At 62.0% G+C, this 25,476-nt stretch carries 23 protein-coding genes; 4 read left to right on the top strand and 19 right to left on the bottom strand.

Going from position 1 to position 25,476, the window contains the following annotated elements; translation table 11 throughout:
• Nucleotides 1-74: 74 nt before the first annotated feature.
• On the top strand, nucleotides 75-785 hold the full coding sequence (locus tag V7Q10_RS08715) for a CbiX/SirB N-terminal domain-containing protein (RefSeq protein WP_333868692.1): 711 nt from the start codon (nucleotides 75-77) through the stop codon (nucleotides 783-785).
• Here the strand turns inward: V7Q10_RS08715 and V7Q10_RS08710 are convergent.
• The 7 genes from V7Q10_RS08710 to V7Q10_RS08680 all read right to left on the bottom strand — a co-directional run bounded on the left by V7Q10_RS08710 (nucleotide 782) and on the right by V7Q10_RS08680 (nucleotide 8,616).
• Nucleotides 782-2,170, bottom strand: coding sequence for a glutamine synthetase family protein (locus tag V7Q10_RS08710; protein ID WP_333868691.1), 1,389 nt, complete (start codon nucleotides 2,168-2,170; stop codon nucleotides 782-784). The two genes, V7Q10_RS08715 and V7Q10_RS08710, sit on opposite strands and share 4 nt — an antisense overlap.
• Nucleotide 2,171: 1 nt before the next feature.
• Entirely contained in the window at nucleotides 2,172-3,542 is a 1,371-nt protein-coding gene (locus V7Q10_RS08705; RefSeq protein WP_442885846.1) for an aspartate aminotransferase family protein, read from the bottom strand.
• 57 nt (nucleotides 3,543-3,599) lie between these two features.
• The gene (locus V7Q10_RS08700) at nucleotides 3,600-5,168 is read right to left on the bottom strand and encodes a 5-guanidino-2-oxopentanoate decarboxylase (RefSeq protein ID WP_333868689.1); all 1,569 of its coding nucleotides are present in this window, start codon (nucleotides 5,166-5,168) and stop codon (nucleotides 3,600-3,602) included.
• The gene (locus V7Q10_RS08695; RefSeq protein WP_333868688.1) at nucleotides 5,165-6,349 is read right to left on the bottom strand and encodes a pyridoxal phosphate-dependent aminotransferase; all 1,185 of its coding nucleotides are present in this window, start codon (nucleotides 6,347-6,349) and stop codon (nucleotides 5,165-5,167) included. The genes V7Q10_RS08700 and V7Q10_RS08695 overlap by 4 nt, the downstream gene beginning before the upstream one ends.
• Nucleotides 6,349-6,990 (bottom strand): TetR/AcrR family transcriptional regulator, encoded by a 642-nt coding sequence (locus V7Q10_RS08690; RefSeq protein ID WP_333868687.1) that lies wholly within the window; start codon nucleotides 6,988-6,990, stop codon nucleotides 6,349-6,351. The genes V7Q10_RS08695 and V7Q10_RS08690 overlap by 1 nt, the downstream gene beginning before the upstream one ends.
• An 89-nt stretch (nucleotides 6,991-7,079) precedes the next feature.
• The gene (locus V7Q10_RS08685; protein WP_333868686.1) at nucleotides 7,080-7,958 is read right to left on the bottom strand and encodes a cation diffusion facilitator family transporter; all 879 of its coding nucleotides are present in this window, start codon (nucleotides 7,956-7,958) and stop codon (nucleotides 7,080-7,082) included.
• A 61-nt stretch (nucleotides 7,959-8,019) separates the two neighbouring features.
• Complete coding sequence (locus V7Q10_RS08680; RefSeq protein ID WP_333868685.1) at nucleotides 8,020-8,616, bottom strand: SH3 domain-containing protein; 597 nt, start codon at nucleotides 8,614-8,616, stop codon at nucleotides 8,020-8,022.
• 97 nt (nucleotides 8,617-8,713) lie between these two features.
• On the opposite strand from V7Q10_RS08680, the gene V7Q10_RS08675 reads away from it, so the two are divergent.
• Together V7Q10_RS08675 and V7Q10_RS08670 are read left to right on the top strand one after the other, a co-directional pair.
• The gene (locus tag V7Q10_RS08675; RefSeq protein WP_333868684.1) at nucleotides 8,714-9,700 is read left to right on the top strand and encodes a 2-hydroxyacid dehydrogenase; all 987 of its coding nucleotides are present in this window, start codon (nucleotides 8,714-8,716) and stop codon (nucleotides 9,698-9,700) included.
• 74 nt (nucleotides 9,701-9,774) lie between these two features.
• Complete coding sequence (locus tag V7Q10_RS08670) at nucleotides 9,775-10,425, top strand: YjbE family putative metal transport protein (protein WP_333868683.1); 651 nt, start codon at nucleotides 9,775-9,777, stop codon at nucleotides 10,423-10,425.
• 146 nt (nucleotides 10,426-10,571) lie between these two features.
• Here V7Q10_RS08670 and V7Q10_RS08665 read toward each other — a convergent pair whose 3' ends face one another.
• The 5 genes from V7Q10_RS08665 to V7Q10_RS08645 all read right to left on the bottom strand — a co-directional run bounded on the left by V7Q10_RS08665 (nucleotide 10,572) and on the right by V7Q10_RS08645 (nucleotide 16,679).
• Nucleotides 10,572-11,810 (bottom strand): NAD(P)/FAD-dependent oxidoreductase, encoded by a 1,239-nt coding sequence (locus V7Q10_RS08665; protein WP_333868682.1) that lies wholly within the window; start codon nucleotides 11,808-11,810, stop codon nucleotides 10,572-10,574.
• A 20-nt stretch (nucleotides 11,811-11,830) separates the two neighbouring features.
• Nucleotides 11,831-12,991 (bottom strand): iron-containing alcohol dehydrogenase, encoded by a 1,161-nt coding sequence (locus V7Q10_RS08660; RefSeq protein WP_333868681.1) that lies wholly within the window; start codon nucleotides 12,989-12,991, stop codon nucleotides 11,831-11,833.
• Nucleotides 12,988-14,373, bottom strand: coding sequence for an aldehyde dehydrogenase family protein (locus tag V7Q10_RS08655; RefSeq protein WP_333868680.1), 1,386 nt, complete (start codon nucleotides 14,371-14,373; stop codon nucleotides 12,988-12,990). Before V7Q10_RS08655 ends, V7Q10_RS08660 begins: the two co-directional genes overlap by 4 nt.
• Nucleotides 14,374-14,451: 78 nt before the next feature.
• On the bottom strand, nucleotides 14,452-15,816 hold the full coding sequence (locus tag V7Q10_RS08650; RefSeq protein WP_333868679.1) for a glutamine synthetase family protein: 1,365 nt from the start codon (nucleotides 15,814-15,816) through the stop codon (nucleotides 14,452-14,454).
• Between the two features lie 83 nt (nucleotides 15,817-15,899).
• Complete coding sequence (locus V7Q10_RS08645; protein WP_333868678.1) at nucleotides 15,900-16,679, bottom strand: N-formylglutamate amidohydrolase; 780 nt, start codon at nucleotides 16,677-16,679, stop codon at nucleotides 15,900-15,902.
• Between the two features lie 112 nt (nucleotides 16,680-16,791).
• On the opposite strand from V7Q10_RS08645, the gene V7Q10_RS08640 reads away from it, so the two are divergent.
• Nucleotides 16,792-17,661, top strand: a complete 870-nt coding sequence (locus V7Q10_RS08640; RefSeq protein WP_333868677.1) for a MurR/RpiR family transcriptional regulator — start codon at nucleotides 16,792-16,794, stop codon at nucleotides 17,659-17,661.
• A 106-nt stretch (nucleotides 17,662-17,767) separates the two neighbouring features.
• On the opposite strand, the gene V7Q10_RS08635 is transcribed toward V7Q10_RS08640, so the two are convergent.
• The 7 genes from V7Q10_RS08635 to V7Q10_RS08605 form a co-directional block, all read right to left on the bottom strand.
• Nucleotides 17,768-18,700: a 2-hydroxyacid dehydrogenase gene (locus V7Q10_RS08635; protein ID WP_333868676.1), complete on the bottom strand. Its 933-nt coding sequence runs from the start codon at nucleotides 18,698-18,700 to the stop codon at nucleotides 17,768-17,770.
• Between the two features lie 19 nt (nucleotides 18,701-18,719).
• A complete protein-coding gene (rodA, locus tag V7Q10_RS08630; protein ID WP_333868675.1) occupies nucleotides 18,720-19,859 on the bottom strand; it encodes a rod shape-determining protein RodA in 1,140 nt (379 codons plus the stop codon).
• A 4-nt stretch (nucleotides 19,860-19,863) separates the two neighbouring features.
• The gene (gene mrdA / locus V7Q10_RS08625; protein ID WP_333868674.1) at nucleotides 19,864-21,819 is read right to left on the bottom strand and encodes a penicillin-binding protein 2; all 1,956 of its coding nucleotides are present in this window, start codon (nucleotides 21,817-21,819) and stop codon (nucleotides 19,864-19,866) included.
• Nucleotides 21,820-21,833: 14 nt separating this feature from the next.
• Nucleotides 21,834-22,424: a rod shape-determining protein MreD gene (locus tag V7Q10_RS08620; RefSeq protein ID WP_333868673.1), complete on the bottom strand. Its 591-nt coding sequence runs from the start codon at nucleotides 22,422-22,424 to the stop codon at nucleotides 21,834-21,836.
• Nucleotides 22,425-22,436: 12 nt separating this feature from the next.
• Nucleotides 22,437-23,366, bottom strand: a complete 930-nt coding sequence (gene mreC / locus V7Q10_RS08615) for a rod shape-determining protein MreC (RefSeq protein ID WP_333868672.1) — start codon at nucleotides 23,364-23,366, stop codon at nucleotides 22,437-22,439.
• 45 nt (nucleotides 23,367-23,411) lie between these two features.
• Nucleotides 23,412-24,449, bottom strand: coding sequence for a rod shape-determining protein (locus V7Q10_RS08610; protein ID WP_333868671.1), 1,038 nt, complete (start codon nucleotides 24,447-24,449; stop codon nucleotides 23,412-23,414).
• Between the two features lie 218 nt (nucleotides 24,450-24,667).
• On the bottom strand, nucleotides 24,668-25,087 hold the full coding sequence (locus tag V7Q10_RS08605) for a GFA family protein (protein ID WP_333868670.1): 420 nt from the start codon (nucleotides 25,085-25,087) through the stop codon (nucleotides 24,668-24,670).
• Nucleotides 25,088-25,476: the final 389 nt, after the last annotated feature.

Below are 25,476 nucleotides of genomic sequence, written 5' to 3'. Positions count from 1 at the left end.
GCCTTGTCAAGCGGTCAGCGCAGCCCTTGCACCTTTGCGCCAAATCCCTAGGGTCGGCGCAAAAGGAGCCTGTGATGCCAGAAATCGTCTTGCCCCCCGTTCTGATCGTCGCCCATGGCCAGCCCGCAGCGCCAGCCGCTGCGGCAGCCGAGCTTGCGCGCTTTGCAGCTCAGGTTGCAGCGCTTTGCCCGGATCGGCAGATCGCCTCGGTGACTTTGGCCGAAGAGGGCGGCTTGGCCAAGGCCGTGGCCGCCTTGGGCGCGGGGGGGCGGCTGTTTCCGATGTTCATGGCGGGCGGCTGGTTCACTCGCGTGCATCTGCCTGCCAAGCTGCGCGAGGCCGGGGCGCTGGGTTGGCAGGTGCTGGAGCCCTTTGGTTGCGACCCAGCGCTTGCCGATCTGGCGGTGACTTTGGTGCGCGAGACCGGGGCGCATCAGGTGATTTTGGCGGCGCATGGCTCGTTCAAAAGCAGTGTGCCTTCGGATATCGCCTATGCTTTGGCCGAAAAGATCAGCGCCGAGACCGGGGCCGAGGTGCGCGCAGGCTTTATCGACCAAGACCCGCAGCTTGCCAGCCTGACGGGGTTTGGTCAGATCTGCCTGCCGTTTTTTGCGGCCGCAGGCGGGCATGTCACCCAAGATATTCCGGCGGCTTTGGCGCAGGCGGGCTTTGCGGGCCGCATCCTGCCGCCCATAGGGCTTGACCCGCGGGCGGTGGCGGTGGTGGCCGCGGCCTTGCAGGCAGGTCGCCCTGTCTGCGCCACGGCCTGCCGCTATCAGCGCTAGACCGTGTGCAGGTAAAGGTCGAAATCCACCTCTGAAACCCGCCGCATCACCCGCGCATATTCGGCGGCTTTGATCGCGGTAAAGGTGCGGTGCATCGCCTCGCCCAAGGCCTGCTTTAGGAAATCGCTGGCCTTTGCAGCCTCGATTGCCGAGCGCCAATCGACCGGGATCGCAGGCGCGTCTTGGCCGGCGTCATAGCCGTTTCCAGTGGTTTCGGGGCCGGGGTCGATCTGATGCTTTAAGCCGTGGCGAATGCCTGCAAGCACGGTTGCGGCCACCAGATAGGGGTTGGCATCCACCCCCGCTGGCCGATGTTCGATCCGGCGCGCGCGGATATCGCCTGCCGGAATCCGCAAGGCGACCGAGCGGTTGTTCACCCCCCAGGTCGGGCTGACCGGCGCATAGGAATTGCTGGCAAAGCGGCGCCAGGAATTGGCATGCGGTGCGAAAATCAGCATCGATTCCGCCATGGTGGCGCGCAGACCGCCAATCGCATGCAGGATCGTCGGGTTATACTGCCCCTCATTGGCTTCAACAAAGACATTGACCCCAGCCTGATCCAGCATCGAGACGTGGAAATGCATCCCCGAGCCTGCGTAATCTTCGTTCGGTTTCGCCATAAAGCAGGCGGTCACCCCATGCAGCCGCGCATGGCTGCGCACGATGCGCTTTAGCCGCAGCAGATCGTCTGCCGCCTGCATGACATCTTCGCGGTAATGCAGCGTCAGCTCGTATTGGCCGGGGGCGAATTCTGAAATAAGCGTCTCGGCCTTGATCCCGGCCAGCTTGGCATCGGCATAAATATCGTTGAACAGCGGCAACATGCCGTGCAGCTGATCGACCGAATAGACATCGGTTTTAGAATTGCGCCGCCCGTCCAAGACATCGCGCGCAGGCACCATCTTGCCATCTGCGCCGCGCTCGTTTTCCAGCAAGAAGAACTCCAGCTCGAAGGCCCCTGCCGGATGCAGCCCCTCGGCGGCCAGGGCCTGCACTTGCGCTGCCAGCGCGTGGCGCGGGTCTTCGGCCATCGGCGCGCCGTCAAGCGTATAGACCGACATCAACACCTCGCCGCGCGCCGGTGTCGAGCCATAGATCGCCCGCAACGTCCCCGGAATCGGCCAAGCCCGGCGGTCGCCGTCGCCCTCATCCCAGATCAGCCCGGTTTCATGCACATCTTCGCCGCAGATATCCAAGCCAAGGATCGAAATCGGCAGATGCCGCCCGCCCTTATACATGCCCAGCAGCTCGTGGCGCCGAATGATCTTGCCGCGCCCGATGCCATTGGCATCATGCAGCACGATGTCAAAGGCCTCGATCTGCGGGTGGGCGGCCAAAAAGGCTTCGGCCTCGGCAAGGGTGGAACCAGAGGGGGAGTGGGTCATGCTATGCTCGGAATAATTCTGTCAGGATTTCGTCAAAGGCTTGGATCAGGCGATCAACCTGCCGCTTTTTGGTGGCGGGGCTGATCAGCATCATATTGTGAAACGGTGCGATCAGGCTGCCGCGGTTCAGCAGCGCCAGATGCAGCGCAGATTCCAGCTGCGGCTGATGAGCGGCTGCGGCCTCGGTGCCATTGTGCAGCGGGCCGGGGGCGCAGATAAATTCAACCCGCGCGCCAACCCGCACCACATGCCAAGGCGCTGCATGCGCGCCAATCACCCGCGAAAGCCCCGTGGCAAGCCGTTCGGCAAGCGCCTCCATATGGCTATAATTGGCCTGCGTCATCACCTTGTCCAAGGTGGCGACAAGGCAGGCGCATTGCATCGGATTGGCCGAAAGCGTGGTGCCCATGCCCGAATGCCCCGCCGCGCGGGCAGCATTGGCAAGGCTGTAGCGCGCGGCCAGATCCTCGGTCAGCCCCCACACGGCGGTGGGCATGCCGCCTGCCACGCATTTGCCGACAACAAAGATGTCAGGCTCCAGCCCATGCACGCGGGTATAGCCGCCCAGGCCGCTGGAAATCGTATGGGTCTCGTCTATCATCAAAAGCGCGCCGGATGCGCGGGTCAGCGCCCGCAACCCCGCGTGAAAGCCCGCATCGGGCAGCACCATGCAAGAGTTTGTCATCACAGGTTCGGTCAGCACGGCGGCCACATCGCCCTTGGCCAAGGCGGCCTCGACCGCCGCCAGATCGTTGAATTCGACACAAACCGCGCCCAGCGTCAGATCGGCCACTTGGCCCAAAAGCCCCTGACGGTTGCAGGTTTGCCCGCCCGCCAGCTCGACCATCACATCGTCCACCGTGCCGTGATAGCAGCCGTTGAACACCAAGATCTTGGGCCGCCCCGTCACCGCGCGGGCCACCCGAATGGCAAAGCGGTTGGCATCGGTGGCCGTGGTGGCAATCTGCCAGCGCATCGCCCCAAAGCGCGCGTTCAACAGCGCGCCTGCCTCCAGCGTGGCAGGGCTTGGCAGCATATAGGTCAGCCCGCGTCCGGCTTGGGCGCGAATGGCCTTGGCCACCGCAGGCGGCGCATGGCCAAACATCGAGCCGGTGTCGCCCAGACAGAAATCGTCGATCTGATAGCCGTCAATATCGGTGATCCGCGCGCCCTTGGCCTTGGCGATCAGTGGCAGATGCGGCATCGACCAATCGCGCATCCAATGCAGCGGCACGCCGTCTAAAAACGCATCCGCCCCCGCAACCAAAGCCGCCTTGGCCTTGGGGCGCGTTTGCGCAAAGCGGTTGGATTCGCGCAGATGCAGGCCCGCCAAACGGTCGGCGCGCACTCCGGCGATAACTGCATCAGACATCATGACCCCCGCATTCTTCCCCTGCTTATGCCGCAGAATTTGATCAAAAGAAAGGGTCTAGCGTGGCACCCGAATTTCGATCATCCGCGGCCCCGATTGTGGCTGCGCCAGTGCCCGGGTCAGCGCCTCGGGGTCGGGCGGCAGCGCGGTGAAGGGCAGATCGCAGGCCTTGGCGAAGGCCTCCATCTGCAAGGGCGAGGGGGTGCAGCCGATCACCTCGGTCGCAGCCCCGCGCATCGCATCGGCGATTTCGGCAAAGGCCGCGTTGTTCCAGACCAGAAAGGTAATCGCCAAGCCTTCGTCAACAGCCGTGCGCAATTCGCCCGAGGAAAACTGCAAACCGCCATCGCCGATCAGGCAGACCACCTGAGCATCGGGGGCCGCCAGTGCAGCCCCAACCGCGGCTCCGGTGCCAAAGCCCAAAGCGCCAAAGCCGGTGGCGGCATTGAAATAGCCGCCCGCGCGGTCGTGGTCATAGTAAAGATTGGCGGCATAGACTGGCTGCGTGCTGTCGCCCACGATCAGCGCCTGCGGCAATGCGTTGCGGATCGCTTCGACCATCTGCAACCGCGCTGGCATCTGTGGGTCCAGATCTGCAAGCTCGGCCCTTGCCGCCTTGCGTGCTGTGGCGGCGCGCAGAGCGCCCTGCGATGGCTTAGGCGCAACCATGTCCAGCAGCGCCGCCATCACCGCCCCCGCATCGCCCTCCAAGCGCTGGCCAGCTGGCTGGCGTGCCAGCTGTGCAGCACAGATATCGACGCGGATCATCGCCGAGACATCGGGCCAGCCGCCGTTGACATACATATCATAATCGGTCGGCCCCAGTTCGGTGCCAATCGCCAAGATTTGCCCCGCGCTGCGCACCAGCGCGCGCACGGCCTCTAGGCTGGGCGAGGCCGGCACCGTCAGGTCATGCCCGTGCATGATCCCGCGCGCATTGACGGTCTGCACCACCGGCGCGTCCAGCTTTTCGGCCAAGGCTTGCAGCGCTGCCCCGTGGCCGCGCGCGCCGCCGCCGGCCAGAATAACCACATCGCGCGCGCCGTTCAGCGCCAAGGCGGCGGCTGTCAGATCGGGCAGCGCGGCGCGCGCCGGTGTTTGCGGTGCGGGCAGCGCGGGGCAGGGCAGCGGCATCACATCGGTCGGCACTTCGATATGCACCGGGCCGGGCCGCCCGGTGGCAAGGCTGGCAAAGGCCCAATCCAGCACCTCGGGCAGATCCTGCGCGGTCATAAGGCTGCGCGTTGGGCAAAGTGGGCGGATCATCGCCGCCTGATCCGGCAGCTCGTGCAGCAGCCCTAGGCCCTTGCCCAAACTGGCGCGCCGGTTCACCCCCGAGATCACCAAGATCGGCACCGAATCCGCCTTGGCCTGCGCCATTGCGGTCAGCGTGTTCAACAGCCCCGGTCCGGTGATGACAAAGGCCACCCCGACCTTGCCCGAGACCCGCGCATAGCCGTCAGCCATAAAACCGCAGCCCTGCTCGTGGCGTGCGGTGACATGGCGCAGCGAACTGCCCGACAGACCGCGATAAAGTTCGACCGTATGCACGCCGGGAATGCCGAAAACCACCTCGACGCCGCGCGCGGCCAGACCTTCGATCAAACGCTCGCCCACGGTTTTCATGCGGCGACCCTCCGGCTGGCGACAAAGCGCAGGATACGCGCGCAGGCCTCGCTGATCAGCGCATCGTCTAGCGTCAGGCTGATCCTGATCCAGCCCGCCAGCCCCGCGCCAAAACTTTCGCCCGGCATGACGGCGACCTTTTGTTCGCTCAGCAGGGCCTCGGCAAAGGCCTCGCCACTCAGGCCTGTGGCGCGAATATCGACCACGGTGAACATTCCTGCCTCGGGGCGCTGCACCCGCAGCCCCGCGACACCGTCCAAAAGCTGCGAAATCATGCCCGCACGCCTGCCAAAGCGCTGCGCCATGCCGCGCGCCACTTCAGATGGCGCGCTGACCGCAAGCGCGGTCATATCGGCAATAAAGGGCTGATTGCCAAAGAGCATCGTTTCGGCCACCGGCAGCAACCTGTCGGCAAATTCCTGCGGCCCCACGCACCAGCCCGAGCGAAACCCCGGTGCCGCATGCGATTTCGAGATCGAGGCCGCAACCACCACCCGTTCGGCCAGATCGCCGTGCGACAGCGGCGAGGCAAAAGCAGCACCTTCAAAGATCATTTCCTCATAGACCTCGTCACTTAGCAGCCACAGATCATGCGCCTTGGCCACCGCCCCCAGTGCTGCAATATCCGCGTCGCGCAAAATCGCGCCGGTTGGATTGTGCGGCGTGTTCAGAAAAATCAGCCGCGAGCGTGGGGTGATCCGCGCCGCCACATCTGCCGCCTGCATGCGAAAGCCATGTTCGGCCCGCAGCGGCACCGGCACCACTTTGGCCCCGGTGGCCGCGATAATGCCCTCATAGGTGGCATACATCGGATCGCCCAGCAGCACCTCGTCGCCCTCGCCAACCAGCGCCATCATCACCGCGTAAAGCGAGGTTTGCGTGCCCGGAAAGGCGGTGATCTGATCGGGCGCAATCACTCGCCCCGACCGTGCCGAATAGCGCGCGGCCAAAGCCTCGAGCAGACCTGCCTCGCCGCGCCCGTTGGAATAGCCCAAACGCCCCGCATCCATCGCGCGTTTCGCCTCGGCCACCAGCGCTGCGGGCGTGGGCACATCCGGCTCGCCGATGGTCAGCTGAATAACCGGCTCTCCGGCCGCTGCCATTGCCTTGGCGCGGGCATGGACCGCCCATTTCGCCCCGCCCAAATCGGCCAGACGCTCGGTGATTTTCGCATATTTCATCACATGTTCCGATCTGTTTCATGCGCCGCCCGCAGGTCGACGCCCAGCACTGCCCCCGCAGAGATCAGTGCAATTTCAATCACCTCGCCCGCCGCAAAAGCCTCGGGCAAAAGCGAGCCTTCCATCCACAAGCCGTCGATGATGCTGTTGCAGGCAATCGCGGCGCGGCGGGCATCCAGCGCCGTGCTGCGCTGCGGCAGATCGGCAATCAGCGCCTGCAATTGATCGCGAAAGCCCAGATAGCTTGCCGCATGCACCGCGCGCATCTCGGGGTCGCGGCGGGTCTCGTGCAGAAACCCCGCCCAAAGCCCCACCGCCAGCGCATCGACCACCGGCGCGCTGACCGAGGCCACAATGAAGCGCGCCAAACGCATCGCCGGATCGTTGGGCGCGCCCTGCAAGGCCGCCGCCGCTTGCGCCGTCATCCTTTGCATGAACACGCCATATGCGGCCCGCGTCAGCGCGTCTTTGCTGTCAAAGTAATATCGGATCAGCCCTGCCGTCACCCCCGCCCGCGCCGAGATCGCCCGCACCGTTGCCGCTTGCGGTCCGCCTTCGGCCAGCAGATCCAGCGCAGCCGCGATCAGATCATCGCGGCGGCGATCCTCGGTTTCGCGCTGAAAGGAGCGGCGTTCGGTCATTGCAGGCCTTATTATACGGTTGTGTAATAAGGCCACTCTCACCGCAGAGCCGCGTTTGTGCAAGAGCTTTGGCGCAAAAGCGGCGAAGTTTAGCGCGCCACATCCTTGTGGATGATCACATCGGCCTGCGGATAGGCCTGCAAGATCGCTCGCCGCAGGGCCGCACCAATCGCATGCGCCTCGTGCAGGGTCTGCGCGCCGTCCAGCTCGATATGCAAATGCACAAACACCCGACTGCCGGCAGTGCGGGTTTTCAGGTCGTGAAAGCCATGCACCTGCGGCCAATCGCGGGCAATGGCGGCAATGCCTTCGACGATTGTAGGGTCGGCGGTGCGGTCCATCAGCGCGTCCCATGCGCCCTTGCCGATGCGCACCGCGCCAATCGCCAAAAGCCCCGCCGCGCCCAAGGCCACGATGGAATCAATCGCCCCCAAGCCCAAGGATTGCGACGCCCAAAGCGAGATGATCGCGCCGATATTGGGCAACAGATCGCCCAGATAATGCAGCCGGTCGGCTGCGACCACGCGGCTGCCAGTGCGCCGCGCCACCCGGCCCTGCCACCAGACCAGCGCCAAGGTCAACACCACCGAAGCCGCCATCACCCCGATGCCCGCAGATTGCGCGCGCAGGGCTTCGGGCGCAGGCGCCAGCAGCCGCGCCACCGCCGCCCAAGTGATCACCCCTGCCGAGATCAGCACAAACAGCGCCTGCCCAAGCGCCGCCAGATCTTCGGCCGAAGTATGGCCAAAGGCGTGATCCTCGTCTGCGGGCTTTGCGGCATAGACCAAAGCGGCGGCTGCCCCCAGCGAGACCATCAGATCCATCGCCGAATCGGCAAGCGATGCCGCCACCGACAAAGCCCCCGTCGCCGAAAGCGCCCAAAGCTTTAGCGCCACCAAAATGGCCGCAACACCGACCGAGGCTAACCCCGCCGAAAGATTCAGCTTTACACTCTCGCCGCTGCTCATTCTGCCCTCGCCCCTAAAACCCGCGCTCTACGCGCTGGGCCACAGCCGCGCAAGCCAGAGTTTAAGTCAAAATCTCTTCAGGATCGACACCCCAAAGCGCAGTCTTCAAGATCCAACCCTTATCACCATCGGTGCTGACCCGACACCAATCGCGGTTGCATTCCAAAAGCTTGCCGATCACATTGCGTTCGGCTTTGAACGAGACCGCTGCGCCCGCCTCGGGGCTGTCGTGGAACTCGGCCAAGTCTTGCACCACCAAAACCGTACGCACGCCCGACAAAAGCGAGTAATGCACCCAGCCGCCCATGCCCTCTTGGTCTTCGACGCGGCGCCAATGCTCGTGTTCGGCGGTGATCTTCAACGGCATCCCCGAGGCCTTGAACACCCAGTCAATCCGGTGCGTCAGGCTTGGCCCGCGCCGCGCATTGCCCTCGCGCCCCTTCAGGCTGACATAGCGCGGGATCGGCAGATTGGTGACAGCGCCTTTGGTGGGGTCGCGTACCACGGGCTTTGCCGCCGCCGCAGGGTCTTGGTCTTGCAAAGCCTCATCGGTGCGGGCTGCGGCCTCATCGGCTTGCGATTCCTGCGCTCGAGCGGGGCCTGCCCATGCCAAAGCAAGGCCTGCCAGCGCCGTTGATAAAAACTGTTTCCGATTCATCCTGCCGCCTCTTTGCGCGAACGGGGGCTTGTGGATTGCCCCGCTTGTCGTCACCTTGACAAAGATTACACCGATTTGGAAGTGCAGGGAGGCCAAGATGCCCGCAACCCGTCTAAACGTTGTCGTGACCCGCCGTCTGCCGCAAGCAGTCGAGACGCGGATGAAAGAGTTGTTCGATGTCGAATTGCGCGACCCCGACACCACGATGAGCCGCGAAGAGCTGGCCGCAGCGATGCGGCGCTGCGATGTGCTGGTGCCAACGCTGACCGATCATATCGACGCCGCCCTGATCGCCCAAGCCGGTGACAAGCTGCGGCTGATCGCCAATTACGGCTCGGGGGTGGATCATATTGATGTCGCCACTGCGCGCCAACGCGGCATTCTGGTGACCAATACCCCCGGCACGGTAACCGAAGATACCGCCGATATGACACTGGCACTGATGCTGGCGGTGACCCGCCGCATCCCGCAGGCCTTGGCGGAGCTGCAAGCGGGCACATGGCAAGGCTGGTCGCCGATGGCGCATCTGGGCGGACGTCTGGGCGGACGCAGGCTGGGGATTTTGGGGATGGGGCGGATCGGCTCGGCGGTGGCGCGCCGCGCCCGCGCCTTTGGCCTGCAAGTGCATTACCACAACCGCAAACGCCTGCGCCCCGAGGCCGAGGCCGAACTAGAGGCCACCTATTGGGACAGCCTCGATCAGATGATCGCGCGGATGGATATTATCTCGATCAACTGCCCGCATACGCCCTCGACCTTTCATCTGCTGAACGCGCGGCGGCTGAAACTGCTGAAACCTTCGGCGGTGATCATCAACACCTCGCGCGGCGAGGTGATAGACGAGAATGCCCTGACCCGCGGGCTTGCCAGTGGCGAGATCGCAGGCGCGGGGCTTGATGTCTTTGAACATGGCACCCAGATGAACCCGTCGCTGCGCGCACTGCCCAATGTCGTGCTCTCGCCGCATATCGGCTCGGCCACGGTCGAGGGCCGGCTTGAGATGGGGGAAAAGGTGATCATCAATATCAAGACCTTTGCCGATGGCCACCGCCCGCCAGATCAGGTGGTCTCCAGCATGCTCTAGAGCGCGCGCGGCACGGTTGCAGTTTTGGAACAGGAGCCTTAGGTAAGGATCACAACAATAACACAGGGCCTGACATGGAAATCTTCACCTCCGCCGGATTTCTAGCCCTGCTGCAAGTGATCGGAATTGATCTGGTTCTGGCAGGCGATAATGCGATTGTTATCGGGCTCGCCGCCGCAGGTCTGCCGCAGGCAATGCGGGCCAAGGCCATTCTTGTCGGCATCCTTGCCGCGACCGTGCTGCGGGTTTGCTTTGCGCTGCTCACCACGAAACTGCTGGCCGTTGTCGGACTTTTGCTGGCCGGAGGCGTGCTGCTGCTCTGGGTGTGCTGGAAGATGTGGCGCGAATTGCGCGAAAGCCATGACGCAGATGGAGCCGAGGCGATTTCAGGCCAAGATCTGAACGGCGATGGCAGCATCGCCAGCGGCGCACCGGTCAAAACCTTCCGCCAAGCGGCGCTTCAAATTGTGATCGCCGATATCTCAATGAGCCTTGATAATGTTTTGGCTGTTGCAGGGGCTGCGCGTGAACACCCCACAGTGCTGGTGATCGGTTTGGTGCTTTCCATCGCAATGATGGGCCTCGCCGCCAGCTTCATCGCGCGGCTTTTGCACAAACACCGCTGGATCGCCTATCTTGGCCTTGCCATCATTGTCTATGTAGCACTCGATATGATTTGGCGCGGCTGGCACGAAGTGGCCCCGGTGGTACTGGGCGCGCTGTAATCTGACGCGCGGCTTTGGCAGTGCGACCTGAACGCTCCGCGGGGGATATTTAGGCCAAGATGAAAGCCTGCCAATTTCATCTTGGTCTAAATATCCATTCAACAGCACGGCTCGCGCGCTGGGTCAGGACGATCTTGACCGTGCAGCTAAAACCGCGTGGCGCGATAGGCGCTGATGTCGATTGCGGACGGGCGGCCTGCCACCAGATCTGAGACGATGCTTGCGGTGATCGGGGCAAGGGTCAGGCCGATATGGCCGTGGCCGTAGGCGTGGATCACCTCTGCCCCTGCGGCACTGGGGCCTATGACAGGTAGGCTGTCGGGCATTGAGGGGCGAAAGCCCATCCAGCTGCGATCGGGCGCGCCGAGGTCGGGGAAGATGGCCCGGGCGCCTTCGGCCAGTTTTTTCAGGCGGTGGGGTGAGGGTGGGGCGGTGAGGCCGCCGAGTTCCACCGTGCCTGCCACACGCAATCGGCCCTGCATTGGGCAAAGGTAGAAGCCGCGCGAGGTGGGGCAGGTCGGGCGCGACAGTCGCGGGGTCGGCATGTCCCATTCCAGATGATAGCCGCGTTCGGTGTCCAAGGGCACGCGGTCGCCTGCGGCGCGGGCCAAGGCGCGGCTGTGCGCCCCTGCCGCGATCACCACTTTGCGGGCTTGCAGTTGAAAGCCTGCACCGCGGATCTGCACGCCGCCCGCGTTGCGGTGCAGTTCTGTTGCTGCGGCCTGCACGAAGGTGGCTTGTGCCAAGACATGTTCTGCCAACAGCTGCACCATCTGTCCGGGGTCAGAGAGGAACACGGCCTTGGGAAAGAAGGTCGCGCCACCCGCGACATCTGGCAGGGCGGGTTCCATCGCGGCCAGAGCTTGGGGCGAGATCATCTCGGCGCTGATGCCGATGGTTTTGCGAAAGGCGATATCGGCTTGGGCGGCCTGAAAGCCTTGGGCGGTTTCATAGATATAAAGGCAGCCGCGCCGCTGCAAAATCTGCGCGCCGCCAATCCGGCTGGCAAGCTCTTCCCAGCGCGGGCAGGCATCGGCCACCAGGGCTGCAATTGCCGCGGCATTGCGCGCCGCCGCCGCTGGCAGGCTTTGGCGGGCAAAGCGCAGCAGCCAAGGCGCAAGCGAGGCCAGCGCCGCGCGCCGGATCGCAAGCGGTGAGTCCTTGTCAAACAGCAAGGAGGGCAGGTTGCGCAAGACATCGGGCGTGCCCACCGGCATCACCGCATAATCGGCAATGGTGCCTGCATTGCCATAAGAGGCCCCCATGCCGGGCGGGGCAGGGTCGATCAGCGTGACCTCGTGGCCCTCGGCCAGCAGGGCTTCGGCCACGGCAAGGCCTATGACACCTGCGCCGATGACTGCGATCTCTGTGGTCAGATGTTGCATCGGCGCAGGTCCTTATTGGGTTACATGCAGGCGTCAAACAGCGCGCGGGTGTTTTCGCGCGTCATTGCAATCGGGTTGCCACCGCAAGACGGATCTTCCAGCGCCATCTCGGTCAGCATATCCAGATCGCCAAACTGCACCCCCATCGCCGAGAGGTTTTCGGGGATGTTCAGCAGGGTCCGCAGTTCCATGATCTGGTCATGAAAGCCCGCAAAGCCGCCCTCAAAGCCCAGATAGGCTGCGGCTTTGACGATGCGGTCTTCGATCGCGGGGCGGTTCATTTCTAGCACCATCGGCATCACCACCGCATTGGTGGTGCCGTGATGGGTGCCATAGACCGCGCCCACCGGATGGCTGAGGCTGTGGATCGCCCCCAGACCCTTTTGGAAGGCCACGGCCCCCATCGCGGCGGCAGACATCATATGCGCGCGCGCGTCCAGATCATTGGGGTTGGCATAGACCTTTGGCAGGTTTTCAAACACCAGCCGCATGCCTTCCAAGGCGATGCCTTGGCTCATCGGGTGGTAAAAGGGCGAGCAATAGGCCTCGAGGCAATGCGCCAGCGCGTCCATGCCGGTGCCTGCGGTGATAAAGCGCGGCATGCCCACGGTCAGGGCCGGATCGCAGATCACCACCACCGGCAGCAATTTTGGATGGAAGATGATCTTTTTCTTATGAGTCAGCGAATTGGTCAAAACCCCTGCGCGGCCCACTTCAGAGCCAGTGCCGGCCGTAGTGGGCACGGCGATGATGGGGGCGATTTTATCTGCATCGGCGCGGGTATACCAATCGTCGATATCCTCGAGATCCCAGACCGAGAGATCGGCGCGCTGATGCGCCATCAGCGCGATCATCTTGCCCAGATCCAAGGCCGAGCCGCCACCAAAGCAGATCACGCCGTCGTGGCCGCCTGCCAGATAGACGGCAATGCCATCGGCCATATTGGTCTCATTCGGGTTCGGGTCGACTTCGGAAAACACCGCAGCCCCAAGACCCGCCGTTTGCAGCACAGCCACGGCATCTGCGGTGATCGGCAAAGAGGCCAGCGCCTTGTCGGTGACAAACAGCGGCTTTTTCACCCCGGCAGCGGCGCAATGCTCGGCCAGTTCGGCAATGCGGCCGACGCCGAATTTGATTGCGGTTGGATAAGACCAGTTCCGGTTGGGAACGCTATGGCTCATTTTTGCACCTTCTTAAGATGATAAGATTTCGGACGGGTCACAGAATGGAACCCAAGATAAGACAGGCTGCCGCCGCGGCCGGTGTCTTTGCAGCCGGTCCAGCACAGCGCGGGGTCCAGATAATCGGCGCGGTTCATAAAGACCGTGCCGGTGTCAATCTGTTCGCCCAAAGCGGCGGCGGTGTCGTAATCGGTTGTCCAGACGCTGGCGGTCAAGCCATAGGGGCTGTCGTTCATCAAGGCCAAAGCCTCGGCGTCGTCTTTGACCTTCATGATGCCAACCACCGGGCCAAAGCTTTCCTCCATCATCACCCGCATCGAGTGATCGACATTGACCAGGATCTGCGGCGCAAGATAGGCGCCGCCGTCATCGGCTGGAAACAGCGCGGGGTCGATCAGAGCTTTTGCGCCTGCGGCCACGGCTTCGGCGATCTGGGCGCGCACCACGGCGGCAAAGCGCTTGTTCGCCATCGGCCCCAAGGTGCTTTCGGCGTCAAAGGGATTGCCCAGTTTCAGCGCCTTGACCCAAGCCACCGATTTTTCGACAAAGGCATCGTAAAGGCTTTCGTGGACATAAATCCGCTCGATGCCGCAGCAGCATTGGCCGGCGTTGAACATCGCGCCATCCATCAGCGTATCTACCGCAGCCTCCAGATCGGCGTCGGCGCGGACATAGCCCGGATCCTTGCCGCCCAGTTCCAGACCCAGCGGGGTAAAGGTGCCGGCGGCGGCGCGTTCAATCGCCTGACCGCCCCCGACGGATCCTGTGAAGTTCACAAAATTGAACGCCCGCGCCCCGATCAAGGCCTCGGTCGTCGGGTGATCCAGCACCACGTTTTGGAACACATCTTGCGGAATGCCCGCGCCGTGAAAGGCCTCGGCAATCCGCTCGCCGACCAGCATGGTTTGGCTGGCGTGTTTCAGCACCACGGTATTGCCTGCGATCAGCGCGGGCACCAAAGTGTTGATGGTGGTCAGATAGGGATAGTTCCAAGGCGCGATGATAAACACCACACCCAAGGCCTGCCGCGCGATATAGCGGCGGAAGGCGGCGCTGTCTTCAATCATCACCGGCGCCAAAGTTTCTGCTGCAATCTCTGACATATAGTCGGTGCGGGCATTCACGCCGCCAAATTCACCGCCAAAGCGGGTCGGGCGGCCCATCTGCCAGGCCAGTTCTTCGACAACGCGCGGGGCCATGGCGTTCAGGGCCGCGACGGCGGCCTTCACCAAGGCAATCCGTTCGGCCAAGGGGCGCGCGGCCCAAGCCGGTTGGGCGGCTTTGGCGCGGGCGGCCATGGCAAAGGCGGCGTCACGCGCAAGCGGCATCCGCTCGGCATAAACCGAGCCGTCAACGGGCGATATCAGCTGTATTGGTGTCATCTTTTACCTCGTAGGGTGTGCATTTATCGCGCACCGCGGCTTTGGGACAGGCGCGCAACCCCTGCGCGCCCGATTGTGTTACGCCCGCTCCAGCAGGCGCTGTAGCTCAAAATCGGTCACCACGCGGTCGGCTTCCGAAACCTCCCATTGCGCGGCGTGGTGGTAATGATCGACCACATCCGCGCCAAAAGCCGCGCGCAACATCGCCGAGCCTTTCAGCTTGGCCGCCGCATCGCGCAGATTATGCGGGATCTCGCGGATGCCATCGGTGTTGTACATATCGCCCGACAATTCCGGCTCCAGCTCCAGCTTTTTCTCGATGCCGTCAAGCCCTGCCGCAAGCAAAGCCGCACAAGACAGATAGGGGTTCGCATCCGATCCCGGAATGCGACATTCTACCCGCACCGCCTTGCTGCCGACACCGCAAACCCGAAAGCCCGCAGTGCGGTTGTCTGCCGACCAAACCGCCTTGGTGGGCGCGAACATCCCGATCGAAAACCGCTTATAGCTGTTGACGTAAGGCGCAAGAAACACCGTCATCTCTTCGGCATAGGCCAGCTGGCCTGCCACGAAATGCTTCATCAGCGCCGACATGCCGTATTTATCGGCCGGATCATAGAAGGCAGGCTTGCCGTCCTTGGTCCAAAGGCTTTGATGCACATGGCTTGATGATCCCGCACGGCGGTGATCGTATTTCGCCATGAATGTCACCGATTTGCCCTTGGCAAAGGCGATCTCTTTGATGCCGTTCTTAACAATTACATGGTTGTCGGCAGTATCAAGCGCGTCGGAATAGCGGTAGTTCACCTCTTCCTGACCGGCATCGGCCTCGCCCTTGGAATTCTCAATCGGAATGCCCGCGCCATAAAGCCCGTTGCGGATGGCGCGCATCACATCCTCTTCCTTGGTGGTCTGGAAGATGTGGTAATCCTCGTTATAGCCCGAAACCGGCTTAAGATCGCGGCAGCCCTGATCGCGCAGATCGGCATAAGAGTTCTCAAACAGATAGAACTCCAGCTCGGTCGCCATCATCGCGTCAAAGCCCATCGCATCGGCGCGCGCCACCTGCTTTTTCAAGATCGCGCGCGGGCTGTGGGGCACCTCATGGCCGTGATGGTCCAGCGTATCGCCCAAGACCAGCGCCGTGCCCTCAAGCCAAGGAATCCGCCGCAGCGTCGCCAAATCGGGCTTTAGCACATAGTCGCCATAGCCGGTCTGCCACGAGCTTGAAGCATAGCCCTGCACCGTGGTCATTTCCATATCCACCGTCAGCAGATAGTTGCAGCAATGCGTCTCTTGCCAGCCGCCATCAATGAAAAACGCCGCATGAAAGCGCTTGCCCATCAAGCGGCCCTGCATATCGATGCCGCAGACCAAAACCGTATCAATCTCGCCGCTTTTTACCGCGGCACTCAGCTCGTCTAATGTCAAATTACCGGCCATATCCGGATCTCCTTTGAGTTTCCCCATCAATTGGGGCTTCAAATGCACAGATGCCGCAGCACCCCCTCGGACGCCCGCCCGCCTCAGCTGGCCTTGGCCTGCCGCTGAATTTCGACCAGCCCCATGTTCAAAACCACCGCCAATTGATCCGCCATATCCGAGACCTGCTCTGGCGTGGCGATCAGGTCATTGCGCAGCTCTAGCATGACATTGGGCAGACCGTAGGGCGTCGCATGCAGCCGCAGGCTGTGGGTCACCTGATCGGCGGCAGAATAGGGCGCATTCAGCTGCACATTCAACCGCGTCTCTTGCGCAGCCACCGCCACCACCGCGCGGGCAAGGGCGTCATCGGCGTCGTGGATCACGCCAAACTCCACCGCGCGCGCCACACCGTGATAGACCGGGGTAAAGGAATGCACCGTCACCACCACCGGGCGCAGCCCCAGCGCGATGCGCTCGGCAATCACCCGCTGCAGCCCCTGCACCCAAGGCAGGTAGACCGCCTGCGTGCGCGCCAAGCGCTCTTGCGCCGAAATCGCGGCATTGCCCGGAATGGTATAAACCTCTGAGCGCAAAGGCATCGCCCCGGCCATATCGGGCGCGCGGTTGCAATCGTAAATCAGGCGGCTGACCGGCGCATGCACCAAAACCGCCTCCAGCCGCAGCGCCAGCGCGCGCGCCAAATCCAGCGCGCCCGGATCCCAAGCGATATGTGCTGCCCGCTCGGCCGCCGTCAGCCCCAGATCGCCCCAAGCTTCGGGAAAGGCATTCGAGCCATGCTCGCAGACCAACACAAACCGCCCCTGCGCGGCCGCGTTCTCGATCAGCGGTTCAAACCGCAAGCTGGTCTCTGCGCCATTCATAGGCTGCGAGTCATCCCTGTTATTTTGCCCAAGGCTGTTCTTTTGCTTGCATTCTGTCAAGAATGTTTCTTTTTGTATAAGTGCTGAAACAATAGTTCCACGCGGAGCCGCCATGACCGAAAAATTGACCCTCGAAGACCAATTGCGCAGCGCTCTGCCCGATCTGACCCGCGCCGAACGGCAATTGGCCAGTCATATCTTGTCACATTACCCGATGGCGGCCTTGGGCTCAATCACGCTGCTGGCCAAGGCCTCGCAGGTCTCGACGCCGACGGTGGTGCGCTTGGCGCAAAAGCTTGGCTATAAGGGCTATCCCGATGTGCAAGCCAGCCTGCGCCGCGAGGTTGAGGCGATGCTGGTCTCGCCGCTCAGCAAACACGACCGCTGGGCGGGGGGGGTGCCCGATACCCATATTCTGAACCGCTTTGCCGATGCGGTGATGGCCAATCTGCAAGCCACGCTTGGCCAGATCGACCATGCCGAATTCGATGCCGCCTGCGCGCTGCTGGCCGATCCCAACCGCCATGTCTTTGCCATGGGCGGCCGCATCACCCATGTCTTGGCCGACTACTTCACCTCGCTGATGAAAGTGGTGCGCTCCGAAGTCACCCTTCTGTCAGACAGCGCCACCACCTGGGCCCCGGCGCTGCTTGATATGAAGCAGGGCGATGTGCTTTTGGTTTTTGACATCCGCCGCTATGAAAACGCCGTGCTGCAAATCGCCGAGATGGCCCGCGAACAAGGTGCCGAGATCATCCTGATCACCGACCGCTGGGTCTCGCCTGCAGCCAGCCTCGCCAGCCATACCCTTGCCTGCCATATCGAGGCCCCCTCAGCCTGGGACAGCAATGTCAGCCTGATGGTGCTGGTCGAAACCCTGCTGGCCTCGGTGCAAAGCAAAACCTGGGATGACACCGCCGTGCGGATGCAGCGGCTGGAATCGCTCTACGCCCGCACCAGGCTGTTTCGCAAATACCGCTAACTTCGCCCTTCATCTGTCTAAAAATATCCTCGGGGGGACGGGTTTGCGCCCGCAAACCCGCGGGGGGCAGACAGCCCCCCGCCTTGGCCGCAGCCTGCGCGCCGCCTCAATAACCGCGCGCGCGGTCCACAAGGTGCAAGAACGGCTCACCCGCCTCGCCGCGGCGAATATTTTCGACCAAGACCTTTGCTGCCCCCGTCGCACGGGTATCCGCGGCGATATGGGGCGTCACCGTCACCTTTGGGTGGTGCCAAAAGGCGTGATCTGCGGGCAAAGGCTCAACCCGAAACACATCCAAGGTCGCATGGCCAAGGGCGCCCGCATCCAGCGCCGCCAGCAAGGCCGCATCGTCAATCAGCGCGCCGCGCCCGGGGTTCAAGATCACCGCCCCCGGCTTCATCCAGCCGATCCGCCGTGCGTCCAGCAGGTTCTCGGTCTCGGGGGTTTTGGGCAGCAGCGTCACCACAATATCGCCGCCGCGCAGCACGGCTTCCAGCCCCGCCTCGCCGTGAAAACAAGGGATGCCCGGCACCGATTTCTCGGTCCGGCTCCAGCCCTGAACCTGAAAGTTCAGCGCCGCCAGCGCGCGCGCGCAAGCGGTGCCAAGCGCGCCCATCCCCAGCATCGCCACCCGACGCTCGCGCGCCAGTGGCGGGCAGGTCGGATCCCACAGATGGCCCGGATTGACGATATGGCGGTCGATGCCCAGATGATGGCGCAGGCTATGGCCGACCACCCATTCCACCATGCCCTCGGTCAGACCTGTATCGACCATCCGGCACAAAGGCTGGGTCAGCGTCGCATTGCCGACAATCCGCTCGACCCCCGCCCAAAGGCTTAGCACGGCTTTGCAGCGGGTAAATGCGGTGAAATCCTGCAAGGGGGCCGAGGGCGCGTAAAGGATATAGTCCACCGCCGCAGGCTCGGGAGCCTTGGTCACCACCTCGGCGTCAATCCCGGCCTCTGCCAGCAGGGCGGGCAAAATCTCGCGGTATTCGTCCCAAACGGCGGGGGCAGCGAAATAAAGGCAAAGCGTCATGCGGGTCTCCTGTTCTGTCTTAGCGTGGCCGATGCACAATCGCGCTTTGCACCAAGCCAAAGGCCACCAAGATCACCAATGTCGCCGATCCGCCATAGCTGAGCAGCGGCAAAGGCACGCCGACCACCGGCGCCATCCCCATCACCATCGACAGGTTCACCGCGATATAAAGGAAAAAGTTCATCGCAACGCCAACAATCAGCAGTTGGCTGAAGCGATCCTTATTTTGCACCGCCGCCCAAATCAGCATCACCAAAACCAGCGTATAAAGCGCCAAAAGCGAGATGGCGCCGACAAAGCCAAACTCTTCGCCCAGCGTGGTAAAGATGAAGTCGGTGTGCTTTTCGGGCAGAAAATTCAACCGGCTTTGCGTGCCCTGCATAAAGCCCTTGCCGCCCCAGCCGCCTGACCCCAGCGCGATCTTGGCCTGAATGATGTTATAGCCCGCACCCAAGGGGTCGGCACTTGGGTCCAAAAAGGTGTGAATGCGCTTGTATTGGTAATCATGCAGCAATTGCCACGATCTGCCTTCGGAATAGATCACCGCAAAGACCGTGCCGCCGACCATGGCGATCACGGCGGCGAAATACCAAAGCGACACGCCGGCTGCAAACATCACCCCACCGCCTGCCACCACCAGCATCACTGATGTGCCAAGATTGGGCTGCATCAGCACCAAAATCGTCGGCGCAACCACCAGCAGCACCGGCAAAAGCACCCAGAGCGGCTTGGAGACTTTCTTATCCGGCAGCCAGTCATAATAGGCCGCCAGCATCATCACCAAAGTGACCTTCATCAGCTCGGAGGGTTGAATGCGGATAAAGCCCAGATCAATCCAGCGCTGCGCGCCCATGCCGACCACGCCAAAGAACTCGACGATCAGCAACAGCACCATGCCAAGCGCATAGGCCAGCCCCGACATCGACCGCCAGAACCAGATCGGCACCACCGCCACTGCCAGCAAGATCACCATGCCCAAGCCATAGCGTTTGATCTGCGGCAGCGCCCAGACATCCATCTGCCCGCCGGCAATGGAATAGAGCATCAGCCAGCCAATCGCCGCAATCGCCGTCAGGACCAAGATCAGCGCCCAATTGATGTAAAACACCTTGGAAAAGCCGGTTGGCGCAAGTTTCAGGCGGTATTCCAGAAAGCTCATCGGGCTATACCTTTGACGGCGCAGGCGGGCTGCCATCGGGCAGGCGCAGCTTGAGCGCGTTCAGCAAAGTCTCCATCCGGCCGCGCTGCGAAGGCGGATAGGCGCTGAGCGGCGGAATATCCCCCGTCATCGCCCGCAGCAAGGCATCGCGCGCAATCGGCCCCGCCACCCCTGACCCCGAACTGCCATGCTCGACCACGACTGAAACGGCATAGCGCGGGTTGTCGGCAGGGGCAAAGGCCACAAACAAAGCGTGGTCGCGCTGCTTCCATGGCAAATTGTCATTGCTAACCACGCCCGAGTCGCGCTCGGCTGAGGAGATATTGCGCACCTGTGCGGTGCCAGATTTGCCGCACATCTGCATGGTCTCATCGGCAATCCGCGCCCCTTTGCCGGTGCCATGCTGACCGTTCATCACCTCGAACATCGCCATTTGCACCGCGCGCAGCTTGGCGCCTTCAAGCCCAAGGCTGGGGGCGGGGGGCACTGGCACCGGCTGATCGTTGATCGAATGGATGATGCGCGGTTCAACCTCGGTGCCGCTGGCGATACGGGCGGCCATCACCGCCAGTTGCAGCGGCGTTGCCAAAACATAGCCCTGCCCGATCGAGGCGTTGATGGTGTCGCCGATCAGCCATTCCTTTTTATAGCGCGCCTGCTTCCAATCGCGGTCTGGCATCAGCCCGTCGGAAATCGCCGACATCGGCAGATCGGCGCGCGCGCCAAAGCCCAGCTTGCGGCCCATCTCGGCGATCTTGTCGATGCCGACCTTTTGGCAGGTGTCATAATAAAACACATCGCAGCTTTCGGCCAAAGACTTTTTCAGATCCACCTTGCCGTGGCCCGAGTGTTTCCAGCAGTAAAACTTGCGGCCCGAAACTTCCAAATAGCCGTTGCAGCGCACAGTGCTGTTTTCGTCAATCGCACCCTCGGCAAGGGCAGCCAAAGCGGTGACCATCTTGAAGGTCGAGCCCGGCGGATAAGCCCCCTGCACCACCTTGTTGGCCAAGGGGCGGTGGTCGTTTTCGGTCAGCGCGGAATAGTCTTTTTGGCTGATCCCGCGCACAAACAGATTGGGATCAAACGACGGCGACGAGACCGCGGCAATAATATCGCCATTGGTGACATCCATCACCACACAGGCCGCACTTTCATCGCCCAAGCGGGCTTGTACGAAATTCTGCACATCGGCGTCGATGGTCAGCCGCAGGTCGCGACCCTTGACGCCTTCTTCGCGGCTCAGTTCGCGCATCACCCGACCAAGGGCGTTAACCTCGATCCGCTTGGTGCCCGCCGATCCGCGCAGCGTGTCCTCCATCCAGCGTTCGACCCCGATCTTGCCGATTTGAAATTTGGGGATACGCAGCAAAGGATCAGGGCTTTCTTGCGCCGCGATATCCTTATCCGAGACGGCGCCAACATAGCCGACGATATGGGCGAAATCGATGTCGCGCGGATAGACGCGGCTAAGGCCCACCTCGGGCGAGACACCGGGCAGGGCAGGGCTATTGACCGAAATGCGCGACAATTCATGCCAATCTAAGCGCTCGGCCACAATGATTGGCACAAAGGCGCTGTTGCGCTTGATATCTTTCATCGTGCTGGCCAGATCGTCTTTTGTCATCGGAATAAGATGGCTTAAGCGGTGCAGCACGGCCTCGACCTCGGCATCGGTCTTGCCTGCATCTTCGCGGGTGATGGTGACGCGGTAGTTTTGCTCATTGCCTGCGATCAACTTGCCATTGCGATCTTGGATCAAGCCGCGCGCCGGTGGGATCAGCCGGATGTTGATGCGGTTCTCTTCGGCCAGCAGACGAAACTCGGCCGCCTGATCGACGCCCAGAAACCGCATGCGCGCGCCCAAGGCCGCGACCATGGCCGACATGCCCGCACCCATCAGCAAAGCCCGCCGCGTGACGCGGCGCGCGCTTGCTTCGGTATCGCGAGGCGTGCGTCTCATGCGGTCAAACCTCCTTAAAGCCGCCGACCATAGGCATCAACTTCGCCCATCGCGGGTTTGCGCAGATCCAGCACCACCCGCGACAGATAGACCACTGCCGGATAAAACAGCACCGACCAGAACAGCTGAGCCAAAGCAAAGCCTAATCCTGCCTGCGGCAAAAGCACCATCGCGAAGATCAGCCGATAGATCACAATCATGGCAAACATCAGCCCTGTCACCAACAGCCATTCTACCATAAAGCTTAACTCACGCGTCAAAGCCACGCGGCCGCGCACAAATTCCGACCCCATCAGCACCAGCAGCGTCCACAGACCCGGCGGGCGCATCAGCAGCAGATCTTCCAAAAACACCACCGCCGCAATCAGCAGCACCGGCAGATAATCGGGCCGCCGCATTGTCCAAGCAAAGATCAGACACAGCAGCAGATCTGGGCCAGGCATGCGGTCAAGCCAGACCCAAAGCCTGCACAAACTGGCCTCGGGCGCACAGCTGGCGGCCTCAGCCAAGGGCAGCGGCAGCAGGCGCCAAAACAAAGTTGCCAGTGCTATGCCCAAAAACATCACCCGATGCAGCCAAATCTCACGCGTGGCCCCGTCGATCATTGCAAATCGCCCCTAGCCATTGCTGCCCGCCTCGGCGGCGCTCGACGGTAAAGGCGCAGGTGGTGCGGGCGGACCTTGCAGCGGCGGCAGTGCCAAAAGCGCGCCAGGATCGATGATCGCGGTCAGCGCATTGCTGCGCAGCACCCGCAAAAACTCCAGCCGCTGATAATCAGCCGCAAGTGCCACCCGCAGCCGCTTATCGGTGCCCAAAACTACCGTGCCCACCAAAAGCCCGGCTGGAAACATCCCGCCATCGCCCGAACTGACCACCCGATCGCCCGGCCGCACTGCGTCTGGGTCTTCGATAAACTCCAGCGGTGGCAGATCAGAATTGTCGCCGGTCAGAATCGATTGCTGTCCCAAGGGCTGGATGGTGACCGGAATCCGGCTGTTGCTGTCGGTCAGCAAGATCACGCGGCTGGTCTGATGCCCAACCCCCGAAATCCGCCCGACCAAGCCGATGCCATCCATCGTCGCCCAACCGTCTTTGATGCCATCGCGCGCGCCCACATTCAGCAAAACCGATTGCCGAAACGGGCTGCCGCTGTCGGCCAGAACAACGCCCGTCACATGCGTCAGCTTTGGGTCCAGCCGCACATGGTTCAAATCCAGCAGACGCGCGTTCTTTTGTTCCAGCTGAAGGGCGGCTTCTTTCCACGCCTTCATCTGGCGCAATTCTTCGCGCAGTTGCTGGTTTTGCTCGTAAAGCCGCGCATAAGACTGAAAGTCCTGCACCACTTCCAGCCCCCAAGTCACCGGCGCCATCGCCCAGTGAAACGAAGGCACAAAGCGGTCGATCAAGGCGGCACGAAACCGCTCGACCCTTGGGCTATCAATCCGCCACAGGAAAAATACCGCCAGCAGCACAAGCACCAGCAAAGCAACCAAAATCCGCCGCAGCGGTCGGTGAAACTCTTCAGGTGTGCTGCGCATCTTTGCCATATAAGGCCCGTTTTATCTAAAGCGATCCAAAGGCCCAGCCTAATTTTAGCTGTCGTAATCAATTACATGGCGCAATTGCCGCTCGTATTCCAAGGCCTTGCCGGTGCCCAGGGCCACGCAGTTCAACGGCTCGTTGGCCACCGAAATCGAAAGCCCGGTCTGCTCGCGCAGCGCCAGATCCAGATCGCCCAAAAGCGCGCCGCCACCCGTTAGCATCACGCCACGGTCAACGATATCTGCCGCCAGATCTGGCGGGGTGGTTTCCAGCGCCTGCATCACCGCGTCGCAAATCTGCTGCACGGGTTCGGACAGGGCTTCGGCGACTTGCGCTTGATTGATCTCGGTTTCCTTCGGCACGCCGTTCAGCAAATCGCGGCCGCGAATGGTCATCGACGAGCCGCGCCCATCATCGGGCATCCGCGCGGTGCCGATGCTGGTCTTGATCCGCTCGGCGGTGCTTTCGCCGATCAACAGGTTCTGATGCCGGCGCAGATAGCTGATGATTGCCTCATCCATTCGGTCGCCACCAATGCGGACCGAGCGGGCATAGACGATGTCGCCCAAGGACAGAACCGCCACTTCGGTGGTGCCGCCGCCGATATCAACCACCATATTGCCGGTTGGATCGGTGATCGGCATGCCTGCGCCAATGGCCGCAGCAATCGGTTCGGCAATCAGCCCTGCACGCCGCGCGCCAGCAGACAGCACCGATTGGCGGATGGCGCGTTTTTCAACCGGCGTGGCGCCATGCGGGACGCAGACGATGATCTTGGGCTTCGAAAAGGTCGTGCGCCGATGCACTTTGCGGATGAAATGTTTGATCATTTCTTCGGCAGCCTCGAAATCGGCAATCACGCCGTCGCGCATCGGCCGGATCGCCTCGATCGAGCCGGGGGTGCGCCCCAGCATCAGCTTGGCATCCTCGCCCACCGCCAAGACCTGCTTTTTGCCGTCTTTGGTGTGATAGGCCACAACCGAGGGCTCGTTCAAAACAATGCCCTTCCCGCGCACATAGACCAGTGTGTTGGCTGTGCCGAGGTCGATCGCCATATCTGACGAGAAGATGCTCGAGAGGAGTGACATTCTAAGCTGATCCTTGATCGCAAAATAACAATTTCCCGCGACTCACCAAAGTGATGCAGGCACGTTCATATAAGGACAGTGCGGCCAAGACGAAAGCCAAGATCCTAAGATACTGCGCCTTTCCGCCTTTTGCAGAAAAATGCAACCTCTTTCCGCGTCCAAGGTCTGGATTCCCTGAAATCCTTGACATTTTGCAATATCAGCCGTCGTGCCGCCGTCTAAGCTTGTGTGGCAACAAAGCGCAACACCCCTGCAAGACCCGCCACCCCCGCGCCATCGGCGGGGTGATTGACGCCGTCTTTCACCTCGACCTCGGCAAAATCAAACGGGCTTACCCCTGCAAGGCAGGCGACATTTATGCCAAATTGGTGCGGGTTCGAGCGGCGCTGATGATGGGTGTAAATGCCGCAAAAGCTGCAAAAGTAGTGCTTCGCGGTCTTCGAGTTGAACTGATAGAGCGTCAGCTTGTCTTGGCCCTGCACAAAGCTGATATCCTCCAGCCGCGCCGAGACCGCAACCGCGCCGCGCATCCGGCAATAGGAACAGGTGCAGCGCCGAATGCTGTCAAATCCATCACACAGCCTGACCTGAAACTGCACCGCCCCACAATGACAAGCGGCCTGATGCAGATTGCTCATGGTAAGGCCCTTTCAAAATTGAAGACGCTGGTAAGATCAAAGCATGGTTCTGCGGGTTTTCAAGCCCATTTTATCGCCGCCCCGCTGGCAGCCGACAACCGGTGCGATTTGCATATTTTCGCCTGATTGCTGCCCGTAATGCTTAATAGAATCCAAATATTTACAGTTTTACGACATGTTCCAAGTCTAGCGGCTATGTTTGCGCAAAAGATCAGAGCTTTGGATCAGGCCAGCTCATTGGCGGATTAGGATCTGCCAAGGGAAGGTGAGACGCTACGTCGCCTGCTGAAAGCTCGGCTGCCTGACAGGGCGCAGCACATCGCTTGGCGTGCAGGCGCGGGCAGGGCCCTCCCTGCGGTCGTCGCGGTCGCTGCGGGGCAGACCATGCG

This window comes from Cypionkella sp., from assembly GCF_036782355.1.
GTDB lineage: Bacteria > Pseudomonadota > Alphaproteobacteria > Rhodobacterales > Rhodobacteraceae > Cypionkella.
The sequence above is the reverse complement of the archived record's forward strand: the minus strand, read 5'-3'. Positions and strand labels throughout refer to the sequence as shown.

Coding starts and splice junctions, on each gene's coding strand:
- V7Q10_RS08680 (WP_333868685.1), bottom strand. CDS start 8,616: ATGAATCGGAAACAGTTTTTATCAACGGCGCTGGCAGGCCTTGCTTTG.
- V7Q10_RS08705 (WP_442885846.1), bottom strand. CDS start 3,542: ATGTCTGATGCAGTTATCGCCGGAGTGCGCGCCGACCGTTTGGCGGGC.
- V7Q10_RS08645 (WP_333868678.1), bottom strand. CDS start 16,679: ATGAATGGCGCAGAGACCAGCTTGCGGTTTGAACCGCTGATCGAGAAC.
- mreC (WP_333868672.1), bottom strand. CDS start 23,366: ATGGCAAAGATGCGCAGCACACCTGAAGAGTTTCACCGACCGCTGCGG.
- V7Q10_RS08640 (WP_333868677.1), top strand. CDS start 16,792: ATGACCGAAAAATTGACCCTCGAAGACCAATTGCGCAGCGCTCTGCCC.
- V7Q10_RS08710 (WP_333868691.1), bottom strand. CDS start 2,170: ATGACCCACTCCCCCTCTGGTTCCACCCTTGCCGAGGCCGAAGCCTTT.
- V7Q10_RS08605 (WP_333868670.1), bottom strand. CDS start 25,087: ATGAGCAATCTGCATCAGGCCGCTTGTCATTGTGGGGCGGTGCAGTTT.
- V7Q10_RS08690 (WP_333868687.1), bottom strand. CDS start 6,990: ATGACCGAACGCCGCTCCTTTCAGCGCGAAACCGAGGATCGCCGCCGC.
- V7Q10_RS08620 (WP_333868673.1), bottom strand. CDS start 22,424: ATGATCGACGGGGCCACGCGTGAGATTTGGCTGCATCGGGTGATGTTT.
- rodA (WP_333868675.1), bottom strand. CDS start 19,859: ATGAGCTTTCTGGAATACCGCCTGAAACTTGCGCCAACCGGCTTTTCC.
- V7Q10_RS08650 (WP_333868679.1), bottom strand. CDS start 15,816: ATGGCCGGTAATTTGACATTAGACGAGCTGAGTGCCGCGGTAAAAAGC.
- V7Q10_RS08635 (WP_333868676.1), bottom strand. CDS start 18,700: ATGACGCTTTGCCTTTATTTCGCTGCCCCCGCCGTTTGGGACGAATAC.
- V7Q10_RS08675 (WP_333868684.1), top strand. CDS start 8,714: ATGCCCGCAACCCGTCTAAACGTTGTCGTGACCCGCCGTCTGCCGCAA.
- V7Q10_RS08695 (WP_333868688.1), bottom strand. CDS start 6,349: ATGAAATATGCGAAAATCACCGAGCGTCTGGCCGATTTGGGCGGGGCG.
- V7Q10_RS08670 (WP_333868683.1), top strand. CDS start 9,775: ATGGAAATCTTCACCTCCGCCGGATTTCTAGCCCTGCTGCAAGTGATC.
- V7Q10_RS08685 (WP_333868686.1), bottom strand. CDS start 7,958: ATGAGCAGCGGCGAGAGTGTAAAGCTGAATCTTTCGGCGGGGTTAGCC.
- V7Q10_RS08665 (WP_333868682.1), bottom strand. CDS start 11,810: ATGCAACATCTGACCACAGAGATCGCAGTCATCGGCGCAGGTGTCATA.
- mrdA (WP_333868674.1), bottom strand. CDS start 21,819: ATGAGACGCACGCCTCGCGATACCGAAGCAAGCGCGCGCCGCGTCACG.
- V7Q10_RS08715 (WP_333868692.1), top strand. CDS start 75: ATGCCAGAAATCGTCTTGCCCCCCGTTCTGATCGTCGCCCATGGCCAG.
- V7Q10_RS08660 (WP_333868681.1), bottom strand. CDS start 12,991: ATGAGCCATAGCGTTCCCAACCGGAACTGGTCTTATCCAACCGCAATC.
- V7Q10_RS08610 (WP_333868671.1), bottom strand. CDS start 24,449: ATGTCACTCCTCTCGAGCATCTTCTCGTCAGATATGGCGATCGACCTC.
- V7Q10_RS08700 (WP_333868689.1), bottom strand. CDS start 5,168: ATGAAAACCGTGGGCGAGCGTTTGATCGAAGGTCTGGCCGCGCGCGGC.
- V7Q10_RS08655 (WP_333868680.1), bottom strand. CDS start 14,373: ATGACACCAATACAGCTGATATCGCCCGTTGACGGCTCGGTTTATGCC.